Below are 11,619 nucleotides of genomic sequence, written 5' to 3' on the forward strand. Positions count from 1 at the left end.
GCCATGACACCAAGATTCGAATACGCGCCAGCACCCGAGTCGCGTGCCGTCGTCGACATCGCCTCGTCATACGGGCTCTTCATCGGCGGCGAGTTCGTCGAGCCGGCCGACGGCACGTCGTTCAAGACGATCAACCCCGCGACCGAGGAGACCCTCGCCGACGTGTCCGAGGCGAGCGCCGCGGACGTCGACAAGGCGGTGCGTGCGGCTCGGCGCGCCTACGACCGCACCTGGTCCCGTATGTCGGGCGCGGAGCGCGGCAAATACCTCTTCCGGATCGCCCGGATCCTCGCCGAGCGCGGCCGCGAGTTCGCCGTCCTGGAGACGCTCGACAACGGCAAGCCGATCAAGGAGTCGCGCGACGTCGACATCCCGACGGCCGCGGCGCACTTCTTCTACCACGCGGGCTGGGCCGACAAGCTGGAGTATGCCGGGCTGGGTCCCAACCCTCGCTCGCTCGGCGTGGTCGGCCAGGTCATCCCGTGGAACTTCCCGCTGCTCATGCTGGCCTGGAAGATCGCGCCGGCCCTCGCGACCGGCAACACCGTCGTGCTCAAGCCGGCCGAGACCACGCCGCTCACGGCGCTGCTGTTCGCCGACGTGTGCCAGCAGGCCGACCTGCCGCCGGGCGTCGTCAACATCGTCACCGGTGCCGGCGCGACCGGGCAGGCGCTGGTCGAGCACCCGGACGTCGACAAGATCGCGTTCACCGGCTCGACCGAGGTCGGCAAGGCCATCGCGCGGGAGGTCGCCGGCACCCGCAAGCGGCTGACGCTGGAGCTCGGCGGCAAGGCCGCCAACATCGTCTTCGACGACGCGCCCGTCGACCAGGCCGTCGAGGGGATCGTCAACGGCATCTTCTTCAACCAGGGTCACGTCTGCTGCGCCGGCAGCCGCCTGTTGGTGCAGGAGTCGGTGGCGGACGACGTGATCCACCGGTTGCAGCGCCGGCTCGGCACGCTGCGCGTCGGCGATCCGATGGACAAGAACACCGACGTCGGCGCGATCAACTCCGCCGCCCAGCTGGCCCGCATCACCGAGCTGGTCGACGTGGGTGAGGCCGAGGGTGCGCATCGCTGGAGTCCGGAGTGCCAGCTGCCCGAGCGCGGATACTGGTTCCCGCCAACGGTTTTCACCAAGGTTTCCCAGGCGCACCGGATCGCGCAGGAGGAGATCTTCGGGCCGGTGCTGTCCGTGCTCACTTTCCGCACACCGGACGAAGCCGTCGGCAAGGCCAACAACACGCCCTACGGGCTGTCCGCCGGCATCTGGTCGGAGAAGGGCTCGCGCATCCTCGCCATCGCCGACCGGCTGCGCGCCGGTGTCGTCTGGGCCAACACGTTCAATCGGTTCGACCCGACCTCGCCGTTCGGCGGTTACAAGGAGAGCGGCTACGGCCGCGAGGGAGGCCGGCAAGGACTGGCCGCTTACCTGGATACGGAAGGATCGCACTGATGCCCCGCCTCGAAGTGCGCAAGACCTACAAGCTCTACATCGGCGGCAAGTTCCCCCGGTCCGAGTCGGGCAGGTCCTACGAGGTCCTCTCCTCCGGTCGCTCCCCCAAGTTCCTGGCCAACGCCGCACAAGGCTCGCGCAAGGACATCCGGGACGCAGTCGTCGCGGCACGCGCGGCCGTCAAGGGATGGTCGGGCGCCACGGCATACAACAGGGGTCAGGTGCTCTACCGCGTCGGCGAGATGCTGGAGGGCCGGCGGGACCAGTTCATCGCCGAGGTCTCCGCGTCCGAGGGCGTGACCAAGCCGCAGGCCACCGCGCTGGTGGACGCCGCCATCGACCGCTGGGTCTGGTATGCCGGGTGGCCCGACAAGCTTGCCCAGGTGGTGGGCAACCTCAACCCGGTGGCCGGGCCCTACTTCGACATCTCCGCTCCCGAGCCGACCGGGGTCGTGGGCATCCTTGCGCCGCAAGCCAGTTCGCTGCTCGGCCTGGTGTCGGTGATCGCTCCTGCGATCGTCTCCGGCAACACGGTCGTCGTCGTCGCGAGCGAGCAGCGGCCGTTGCCGGCAGTCTCGCTCGCCGAGGTGCTGGCCACGTCCGATGTGCCCGGCGGGGTGGTCAACATCGTCACCGGCCGCACGGCCGAACTCGCGCCGTGGCTGGCGTCGCATCGCGACGTCAACGCTCTCGATCTCGCCGGTGCGACCGAGATCCCGTGGGGTGAGCTGGAAGCGGCTGCAGCCGATACGGTCAAGCGGGTCGTGCGTCCCGCCGGGGACGGCGCCGAGGCGGTCGAGCCCGATTGGTCCGTGGTCCCGGACCTGACGCGGGTGCGTGCGTTCCTGGAGACCAAGACCGTCTGGCACCCCAAGGGAATGTGAGCTCCCCACGCGCTCGTGTCCTCGTCATCGGCGGACCGAGCGGCTCCGGCAAGTCACGCTGGTCGGCACACCTGTCGCGCGAACACCGGTGGCCGATCGTGCGATTGGACGACTATTACAAGGACGGCGACGACCCGAGTCTGCCGATGTCCTCCCTGGGAATCGCCGACTGGGACGACGTGCGGTCGTGGCGGTGCGACGACGCCGTCGACGCCTTGGAGCAGCTGTGCCGGACCGGTGAACTGGTCGCACCGGTCTACGACATCTCCGCATCGGCTGCCGTCGGCACGCAGCAGGTGCGGCTGGGCGAGGCGGATACGGTGATCGCCGAGGGGATCTTCGCGCCATACGTGATCGAACCGCTGTGCCGGCGCGGCCTGCTCGCCGGCGCCTACTGCGTCCACCACAACCGGTGGATCACCTTCGCCCGGCGCCTGGTGCGGGACCTGTCCGAGCACCGCAAGCCGCCGCTCGTGCTGGTGCGGCGGGGCCTGCGCCTCGCCGCCGCCGAGCCGCACATCATCGACCAGCAGCAGCGGCTCGGCGCGGAGCCCATCCGCCCCAAGGAGTTGGACCGCCGGCTGCGTGCCGATCATTTAGGGTCGGGGAATGACCAATGGATGGACGAGCCCCGGGGGTGACTCGGCCGGTGGCCAGGGAGCGCCGCCTCCTCCTTCGCAGTACGGACAGTACGGCCCGCCACCCCAGTACGGGCAGTACGGCGCACCGGGGGGCTATCCGCCGCCGCCGTTCCAGCTGGCACCCAAGCCCGGCGTCATACCATTGCGCCCGCTGAACCTCGGCGACATCTTCAGCGGCACCATGGGGACCATCCGCGGCAACCCGGGCGCCACGCTCGGCCTCTCCGCGCTGGTCGCGCTCATCGTCGCCGTGCCGGCGGTGCTCACGACGCTGGCGCTCGCCAACGCCGACCTCACCACGACCGACGCATCGGGCACCACGATCAACCTCGGCACGCAGCTGAGCAGCAGCGTCACCGCGATCTACACCGTCATCGCCGGCATCTTCCTCACCGGCATGCTGACCGCTGTCGTTGCCGAGGCAGTGCTCGGCCGGCGGATCTCCATCGGCGAGACCTGGCACAAGGTCCGTGGACGACTGCTGCCCCTGCTCGGTATGACGCTGCTGGTCGCGCTCGCCTTCGCCGTCGCCGCCGGCATCGTCGCCGGTGTGATCGTGCTGCTGGCCGTCACCGCGGGGGCCGTCGCCGCCGTGAGCGTCGGCGTCGTCCTGGGCATCGGCACCGTCGTCGCGATGATCTGGGCCGCCGTCAAGATCTCGCTGGCCTCGCCGGCCCTGGTGCTCGAACGCGTCGGGCCGATCACCGCACTGCGCCGCTCGTGGACCCTGTCGAGGGGGCAATGGTGGCGCATCTTCGGCATCTCGCTGCTCGCGCAGGTCATCGTCGCGACGATCACCAACATCGTCCAATTACCCGGCGTGCTCGTCATGGGCGCGACGGCTGCCGGCACCGGCACGCCGAGCGTGGGCGCGGTCATCGCCGTCCAACTCGTGTCGGTCGTCGTGTCCGCGCTGACCGCACCGTTCACGTCCGGGGTCACGGCGCTGCTCTATCTGGACCAGCGCATCCGGAAGGAAGCACTCGACGTCACGCTGATGGCTGCGGCCGGCGGCAAGGGTGGTGCCGGTGCCGGGTGACGGCTCGCCGCCGCTGACGCCGGACAGCAGCACCGCCCGCAGCTGGCTGACGCGGGAGCTGGCCAAGCCGGCCTACGCCGACCAGCGCAGCCTGCTGCAACGGCTCTGGGACTGGGCGATGGACCAGCTGGACGACCTCGTCAAGGGGTTGGGTGCGGCGCTGCCGCTCTACGTCCTGATCCCGCTGCTGCTGGCGCTCGTGGCGCTGGTCGCCGTCGGGTTGACCCGGCTGCGGACCCGGGGCGCGACGACACGCGCCGACAAGCCGGACGGCGTGCTGACCGACATCGCACTGACCGCCGCGCAATTACGAACTCGTGCAACGCAACTGGAGAGCAACGGCGCCCACTCCGCCGCGTTCGTCGACCTCTTCCGGGCGATCGCCCGCGGAGCCGAAGAGCGGGCACTGCTCATCCCGCAGCCGGGCCGCACGGCACACGAGGTGGGCGCCGAGCTCGCGCCATACTTCCCCTCCTACGCCGATGCCTTGCGCGACGCGGCGGCCCACTTCGACGCCATCAGGTATGGCGGTGCGGCTGCCGGCGCGGGCGACGTCGAGCGGATCCGGTCGCTCGACTGCGAGGTGGAGAACTCCCGACCCGAGCACCCGCTGCAACCCCGGGCGGTCCGGTGATCACCCGAGGGCGGGTGGTGGTCGCGAGCATCGTCGGCGTTCTCCTCCTGGTGCTGGTCGGTGCCGCCGTACTGGCCCCTCGGACCTCCGGCGAACCGCTCGACCCCGCGTCCGCCGAGGGCGACGGCACCCGGGCCGTCGCCCACGTGCTCGGCCAGCACGGCGTGCGCGTCACGATCGTCCGTCGCGCCGCCGGCCTGGAGGATGTCGGAGTGGGCGGTGCCACCGTCGTGCTGACCCGTCCTCACCTGCTGTCGGCGGCATCGCTCGCCCGCACCATGGCGGCAGCCTCGCACGCGCGCCGGCTGGTCATCGTCGATGCCGACCCCGCCACCGTCCAGGCGCTCGGACTCCCGGTCGCCGGCATCGAACCCGTTGACGCTGCACCTGATCCGGTGTGCAACGTCAGCTGGCTGACCGGGCTCCGGCTGAGCTTCGCGGACCTCTCCTACGCCGTCGGTGCGGACGGCGCCACGTGCTTCGGCGAGGGCGGGCAGGGTGCTGTCGCCATACTTCCGGCCCGCGGGCGTGCCCCGGAGACGGTGTTGCTCGGCAGTCGCGCGGCGCTCACCAACGCGACAATCACCGCCGACGACAACGCGGCGATCGCCGTGCGCCTGCTCGGATCCGCCGACCGGCTCGTGTGGTTCGCGCCCACGCTCGCCACTGCGGACAACCCGGCGGCAGAGGGCCCGAAATGGCCGGCGTGGTTCCACCCGGCCGTCTGGCTCGCCGCGGCGGTCGTGCTCGCGGTCATGGCATGGCGCGGAAGGCGTTTCGGTCGCCTCGTGGTCGAGCCGCTGCCCGTCGTCGTACCCGCCGACGAGACCACCCGCAGCCGTGGGCAGCTCTACCGCAAGGCACGGGACGTCCCCCGCGTCGCAGCGGTGCTGCGTCTCGCGACGCGCAGGAGGCTCGCCGGCTACCTCGGCCTGGCGCCGAACGGCCACCCCGAGACGCTCATCCAGCGCAGCGCCCAGGCGGCCGGTGCCGACCCACGGCGGACCGCCGACCTGCTCTACGGAGCCGATCCACCGGACGAGGCATCGATGACCGAGCTTGCGCAGCAGTTGGAACAGTTGGAAAGGCAGGTACGACGATGACATCGCTCCCTCCGGACAGCGAGGAGGCGGCAGACCGCGCACGGGACGCACTCGGCGCGGTGCGCGGCGAGGTCGCCAAGGCGGTGGTCGGGCAGGACGCTGCCGTCTCGGCGCTGGTGATCGGACTGCTCGCCCGCGGCCACGTGCTGCTCGAAGGCGTGCCCGGTGTCGCCAAGACGCTGCTCGTCCGATCGCTCGCGGCCGCCCTGTCGATCGACACGAAACGTGTGCAGTTCACCCCCGACCTGATGCCGGGCGACATCACCGGATCGCTGGTATTCGACGCCGGCACTTCGGAATTCGCCTTCCGGCAGGGCCCGGTCTTCACCAATCTGCTGCTCGCCGACGAGATCAACCGCACCCCGCCGAAGACTCAGTCCGCTCTGCTGGAAGCGATGGAGGAGCGCCAGGTCTCCGTCGACGGTGTGGCTCGCCGGCTGCCGGCGCCGTTCATGGTCGCGGCCACCAAGAACCCCGTGGAGTACGAAGGTACCTATCCGCTGCCCGAAGCGCAGCTCGACCGCTTCCTGATGAAGGTGTCGATGCCGCTGCCGGCACGGGATGTCGAGCTGGAGATGCTGCGCCGGCACGCCGGTGACTTCGACCCGAGAGACCTTGCCAGCGCTGGAATCCGGCCGGTCGCAGGGCCCGCCGATCTCGCTGCCGGCGCGGCCGCGGTCCGCCGGGTCCACGTGCGGGCGGACGTGGCGGCATACATCGTCGACCTGGCCCGGGCGACCCGCAACTCGCCGTCGCTCTCCCTCGGTGCGAGCCCCCGCGCGAGCACCGCGCTGCTCGCGACCAGTCGAGCGTGGGCCTGGCTGTCGGGGCGTGACTTCGTGACTCCCGACGACGTGAAGGCGATGACCCGGGCGACGCTGGCACACCGCCTGCAGCTGCGGCCGGAAGCCGAACTGGAAGGCGTCAGCGCCGCCACCGTGCTCGACACGGCGGTCGGCTCCGTGCCGGTGCCACGATAGGGCTGCGGTATGGCGATCACCGGCCGCACCGCGCTGCTCACGGCGCTCGGCATCATCGTCGTGCTCCTGCATCCCGCCGTGAGCACGGTCTTCTGGTGGCTCCTCGTCGTCGGCGTGCTCGTCGGCGCGGACCTGTGGCTCGCGCCGGCCACGCGGTCGGTGACGGCAGAGCGCGCTGCGGTCCGGCCGATCCGACTCGGCGAATCCTCCAGCAGCGCGCTCACGCTGCGCAACACCGGCACCCGCACGGTTCGCGGGGAGGTCCGAGATGCGTGGCAGCCGTCCGCCGGGGCGCGGGACGTGCGTGCGGATCTCCGACTGCGACCGGGTGAACAAGTGCGCCACGTCGTCGAACTCACGCCTACGCGGCGCGGGGACCGGCGAGCCGACCGGCTCACCGTGCGCACCGCGGGACCGCTCGGACTCGCGCGGCGCCAACGGTCCTTCGACGTGCCCGGAGCGGTCCGCGCACTGCCGAGCTTCCCGTCGCGGCGGCACCTGCCGAGCCGCCTCGCTCGATTGCGCCAGCTGGACGGCCGATCCGCGGTGCGGATCCGGGGCCAGGGAACCGAATTCGACTCGCTGCNCGTGCCCGGAGCGGTCCGCGCACTGCCGAGCTTCCCGTCGCGGCGGCACCTGCCGAGCCGCCTCGCTCGATTGCGCCAGCTGGACGGCCGATCCGCGGTGCGGATCCGGGGCCAGGGAACCGAATTCGACTCGCTGCGCGACTACGTCGACGGCGACGACGTGCGCAGCATCGACTGGCGCGCCACCGCCCGTCGCCGGCACCCGGTCGTGCGCACCTGGCAGCCGGAGCGGGATCGGCACATCGTCGTCGTGCTCGACACCTCGAGGACGTCCGCGGGCCGCATCGAGGACAGCACCCGGCTGGACGCCGGGATGGACGCGGCGCTGCTGCTCACTGCACTTGGCTCCCGGGCGGGCGACCGGGTCGAGTTCCTCGCCGGCGACCGCCGGATCCGCGCGCGCGTCTCGGGAATCACCGACCGCGCCGAGCTGATGCACACCGTCATCAACGTCATGGCGCCGTTGGAACCGACTCTGGTCGAGGCAAATTGGCGCGCGCTCATCGGCACGGAAGGCACCATCCCCAAGCGTCGCTCGCTCCTCGTGCTCATCACACCGCTCGAGCCGGCCGCGATCCAGGAGGGCCTGCTCCCGGTGCTGGCCACCGTGGCAACGCGGCACCGCGTGGTGCTCGCCTCGGTCGCCGACCCCGGCATACGCGCCATGGCGGAACGGCGCGGCTCCGCCGCCGAGGTGTATGACGCGGGCGCGGCCGAACGCACCGAACTGCTCCGCGCCGACACGCGAACCGCCCTGGAGCGCCTCGGTGTCACGGTCCTCGACGAGGAACCCGACGTCCTGCCCGTTGCGCTCGTCGACCACTACCTGTTGCTGAAGGGCCGCGGCCTCCTCTGAAGCCCAGTTGTGCCGGTCAGGCGGCGGAGGGACGGGTCGCGCTCTGATCCTGTGCCGTGAGGTCGCCGGTGAAACCGGCACGTACGGCTCGTCGGCCGAGCACGAAAACGTAGGCCAGGAAGGCGATCTCGGCCAGCACCCCGATGCCGATGCGCACGAAGGTCGGCAGCCCGGACGGCGTCACGAACGCCTCGATGGCGCCGCTGACCAGCAGCACTCCGATCAGCCCGAGCGCGACCACGACCATCGACCGTCCCTCGTGTGCCATCGCGTCGGCCCGGGTCCGGGCGCCCGGCTCGATCCAGGACCAGAAGAGCCGGAGTCCGCAGCCGGCGGCGACGAAAACCGCTGTCAGCTCTAAAATTCCGTGCGGCAGTATCAGCCCGAAGAACTCGGCGCCGTGCCCGTAGGCCACCATGATGCCGCCCTGCACTCCGACGTTGACGACGTTCTGCCACAGCACATAGGCGATCGGGAAACCGAGCACCCCGAACGCGATGCACAGCGCCGCGACCCAGACGTTGTTGGTCCAGACGTGTGTGGCGAAGTCCGCCCCGCCGTACTGCGAGTAGTAGTGGCTGAAGTCGTGGTTGACCAGCTGCTGCGCGGCCTGGGGTGAGATGAACGAGGTCTGCACCGACGGGTTCCGGGCAACCCAGGTCCCGAGCACGACGGCCACGACAACGTTGACCAGGGCCGTCCCGATCCACCACCAGCGGGTCCGGTAGAAGACCGCCGGCACATCGCCCAGCACGAAATCCCCGAACCGCGACCATGACATGGTGCGGCGGCGCAACGACGCCGTGCGCGCCCTGGCGAGCACCGTCGACAGGTATTGCACGACCGTCGGATCCGGCGCCGCGGATCGCAACAGCGACAGGTGGGTCGCCGCGCGCTGATAGAGGTCCAGCAATTCGTCGGCCTCCGCACCGCTCAGCGTGCGCCGGCCGCTCAGGCCGCGCAGCTGCTCCCATTCGCCGTAGTGCGCCGAGACGAACGCATCGAGGTCCACGCGCAGCAACTATAGGCTGGTGGTCATGCCCCATGATGGCCGTGCCGCCGCAGCCGCGCGCCCGCTGCGCGGTGGCGCCGACAACCTGCTGGTCACCGGCGAGGCGGTGCTCATCGACATCCCGGCGGCGACCCTGCCGAGCCGCCTGGTTGCCGCACTGATCGACTGGGCGCTCTACCTCCTGCTGTTTGCGGGGCTGATCCTGCTGGTGATCTTCACGTCGGGCGGCAGCAGCGACGCCACCCACAGCACGCTGATCCTGCTCTCCATGGTCGTGTGCATCCTCGTGCTGCCGGTGACCGTCGAGACGGTCAGCCGCGGCCGGTCGCTGGGCAAGCTGATCCTGAAGCTGCGCGTCGTCCGCGACGACGGAGGGCCGATCGTTTTCCGGCACGCGCTCGTGCGTGGGCTGGTCGGCGTCATCGAACTCCTTGTCACCAGTGGCGTTCCGGCCGTCATCTCCGCCGTGAGCAACGCGCGCGGCAAGCGGCTGGGCGACTTCGCCGCCGGCACGTATGTCGTGCGCGAGCAGACCGGGATGAAACTGCTCCCGCCGCCACACGCTCCGCCATACCTGCGCGAGTGGGCGACCCACGCCGACCTGGCGCCCCTGCCCGATGGCCTGGCGCTCGCCATCCGGCAGTTCCTGATCCGGCGCGCGGCACTCACGCCGGCCGCACGCGCGGCACTCACCGACAACCTGATGCGGCAGGTGATGCCGTTCGTGGCGCCAGCGCCCCCACCGGCGCATCCGGAGGACGTGCTGTCGGCGGTGCTGACCTCACGCAGCGATCGGGAGGCGGCGCGACTGCACCGCGACCAGGCCACCCGCTCGCGACTGCTCCCGCCGGACCCTCTCCGTCCTCGTTAACCGATGCCCGCTGCGTCGTAGCCGGGCTTGATGACGCCTTCGATGAGCGCGAGCCGCTCGTCGAAGGGCAGGAACGCCGACTTCATCGCATTGATCGTCACCCAGCGCAGATCCTCGGCCGTCCAGCCGGCCTGGTCGACCAGCAGCTGCATCTCACGCGACATCGAGGTGCCGCTCATCAGCCGGTTGTCGGTGTTGACCGTGACCCGGAAGCGCAGGTTCTTCAGGTGGGTGATCGGGTGGGTGGCGATCGAATCCGCTGCTCCGGTCTGCAGATTCGAGGACGGGCACATCTCCAACGGGATGCGGCGGTCGCGGACGTAACCGGCCAGCAGGCCGAGCTTCTCCTCGGGCGTGCCGATCTCGGTGATGTCGTCGACGATGCGCACGCCGTGACCGAGGCGCTCAGCACCGCACCACTGGATCGCTTCCCAGATGCTCGGCAGGCCGAACGCCTCACCTGCGTGGATGGTGAAGTGGGCGTTCTCCCGCTGCAGGTATTCGAAGGCGTCGAGGTGTCGCGTGGGCGGGAACCCCGCCTCGGCGCCGGCGATGTCGAAGCCCGCGACACCCTCGTCGCGGTAGCGGACCGCGAGCTGGGCGATCTCGGTCGACTTCGCGGCGTGCCGCATGGCGGTGAGCAGTGCTCGCATCACGATGCGATCCCCACTCGCCTGCTCGCCGTCGCGGAAGCCGGCGTTGACCGCTTCGACGACCTGCTCGAGGGTGAGGCCGCCCTGCAGGTGCTGCTCGGGCGCGTAACGCACTTCGGCGTAGACGACCCCGTCGGCCGCGAGATCCTGGGCGCACTCGGAGGCGACGCGGCGCAGCTGATCCTCGGTCTGCATCACCGCGACCGTGTGGTCGAACGTCTCCAGATAGCGCTCCAGCGATCCGGAGTCGGCCGCATCGCGGAACCACTGACCGAGTTCGTCGACGTCGGTCGTGGGCAGCCCGTCGTAGCCGCTGCTGCGGGCCAGCTCGACGATCGTGGCGGGACGGAGGCCACCGTCGAGGTGATCGTGCAGCACGACCTTCGGGAGGGCCTTGAGCTCCGGCCGGACGACCTCACTCATCGCGGTGCACCGTCTCCGGCGTGAAGGCGGGCAGGCACACCGCGATGTATTCCGCGCCTTCCGGGCCGGTCGAGTAGCGGATGCGTTCGCCCGCAGTGGTTTTCACCGATTGCCCAGCGCTCACGGTGGTGCGCTCACCGTCGCCGTGCTCCACGACGACGGCACCGTGCAGCACGATGGTGAACTCGTCGAACGCCGGTGTCTGGAACGGCTCGGACCAGTCGGCCGGTGCCTGCATGTGCGCGACGCTGACTCGCCGTTCGTCGGTGCTCGCCGCGCCGATGTGCTCGTCGATGATCTTGCCGCCGGGCACCGGGATGCGGACCGGCTCGGTGTAACGAGTGACCATCCCGACACTCTAGTGGTGTGTCCCGCAAATAACTAGTGGAATACGCGATATCCTTGCTCCATGAGCGCACCTGCAGCCCCACCGTTGTCGATGTCGGACAGTCAGCGGGCCACCTTGGAACAGTTGTCTCGA

Annotated in this window: 11 protein-coding genes and 1 pseudogene; 9 read left to right on the forward strand and 3 right to left on the reverse strand. The window is 70.4% G+C overall.

What is annotated here, in order from left to right; translation table 11 throughout:
* Positions 1 to 3: 3 nt before the first annotated feature.
* The 8 genes and pseudogenes from ACN8HC_RS18355 to ACN8HC_RS18390 all read left to right on the forward strand — a co-directional run.
* Entirely contained in the window at positions 4 to 1,455 is a 1,452-nt protein-coding gene (locus tag ACN8HC_RS18355) for an aldehyde dehydrogenase family protein (RefSeq protein WP_490076293.1), read from the forward strand.
* On the forward strand, positions 1,455 to 2,339 hold the full coding sequence (locus ACN8HC_RS18360; RefSeq protein ID WP_490076294.1) for an aldehyde dehydrogenase family protein: 885 nt from the start codon (positions 1,455 to 1,457) through the stop codon (positions 2,337 to 2,339). The genes ACN8HC_RS18355 and ACN8HC_RS18360 overlap by 1 nt, the downstream gene beginning before the upstream one ends.
* Positions 2,336 to 2,980 (forward strand): uridine kinase family protein, encoded by a 645-nt coding sequence (locus ACN8HC_RS18365; protein ID WP_490076295.1) that lies wholly within the window; start codon positions 2,336 to 2,338, stop codon positions 2,978 to 2,980. Before ACN8HC_RS18360 ends, ACN8HC_RS18365 begins: the two co-directional genes overlap by 4 nt.
* The gene (locus tag ACN8HC_RS18370; protein WP_490076296.1) at positions 2,949 to 4,019 is read left to right on the forward strand and encodes a DUF7847 domain-containing protein; all 1,071 of its coding nucleotides are present in this window, start codon (positions 2,949 to 2,951) and stop codon (positions 4,017 to 4,019) included. The genes ACN8HC_RS18365 and ACN8HC_RS18370 overlap by 32 nt, the downstream gene beginning before the upstream one ends.
* A complete protein-coding gene (locus ACN8HC_RS18375; RefSeq protein WP_490076297.1) occupies positions 4,009 to 4,653 on the forward strand; it encodes a DUF4129 domain-containing protein in 645 nt (214 codons plus the stop codon). Before ACN8HC_RS18370 ends, ACN8HC_RS18375 begins: the two co-directional genes overlap by 11 nt.
* Positions 4,650 to 5,756 carry a DUF4350 domain-containing protein gene (locus ACN8HC_RS18380; RefSeq protein ID WP_490076298.1) on the forward strand — a complete coding sequence of 369 codons (1,107 nt, stop codon included), beginning with the start codon at positions 4,650 to 4,652 and terminating at the stop codon, positions 5,754 to 5,756. The genes ACN8HC_RS18375 and ACN8HC_RS18380 overlap by 4 nt, the downstream gene beginning before the upstream one ends.
* On the forward strand, positions 5,753 to 6,736 hold the full coding sequence (locus ACN8HC_RS18385) for an AAA family ATPase (RefSeq protein ID WP_490076299.1): 984 nt from the start codon (positions 5,753 to 5,755) through the stop codon (positions 6,734 to 6,736). Before ACN8HC_RS18380 ends, ACN8HC_RS18385 begins: the two co-directional genes overlap by 4 nt.
* A 420-nt stretch (positions 6,737 to 7,156) precedes the next feature.
* Positions 7,157 to 8,179 (forward strand): annotated as a pseudogene (locus ACN8HC_RS18390) (DUF58 domain-containing protein); the annotation flags it as partial.
* A gap of 16 nt (positions 8,180 to 8,195) precedes the next feature.
* Here the strand turns inward: ACN8HC_RS18390 and ACN8HC_RS18395 are convergent.
* Positions 8,196 to 9,191: a stage II sporulation protein M gene (locus ACN8HC_RS18395; protein ID WP_490076300.1), complete on the reverse strand. Its 996-nt coding sequence runs from the start codon at positions 9,189 to 9,191 to the stop codon at positions 8,196 to 8,198.
* A 25-nt stretch (positions 9,192 to 9,216) separates the two neighbouring features.
* Between ACN8HC_RS18395 and ACN8HC_RS18400 the strand changes: the two genes are divergently transcribed.
* The gene (locus tag ACN8HC_RS18400) at positions 9,217 to 10,062 is read left to right on the forward strand and encodes an RDD family protein (RefSeq protein WP_490076301.1); all 846 of its coding nucleotides are present in this window, start codon (positions 9,217 to 9,219) and stop codon (positions 10,060 to 10,062) included.
* Here ACN8HC_RS18400 and ACN8HC_RS18405 read toward each other — a convergent pair.
* Both ACN8HC_RS18405 and ACN8HC_RS18410 read right to left on the reverse strand, forming a co-directional pair.
* Positions 10,059 to 11,138, reverse strand: coding sequence for an adenosine deaminase (locus ACN8HC_RS18405; RefSeq protein ID WP_490076302.1), 1,080 nt, complete (start codon positions 11,136 to 11,138; stop codon positions 10,059 to 10,061). The genes ACN8HC_RS18400 and ACN8HC_RS18405 overlap by 4 nt on opposite strands.
* On the reverse strand, positions 11,131 to 11,487 hold the full coding sequence (locus ACN8HC_RS18410; RefSeq protein WP_490076303.1) for a cupin domain-containing protein: 357 nt from the start codon (positions 11,485 to 11,487) through the stop codon (positions 11,131 to 11,133). The genes ACN8HC_RS18405 and ACN8HC_RS18410 overlap by 8 nt, the downstream gene beginning before the upstream one ends.
* Between the last annotated feature and the right edge of the window lie 132 nt (positions 11,488 to 11,619).

The sequence above is a fragment of the Flexivirga sp. YIM B11880 genome (assembly GCF_058148645.1).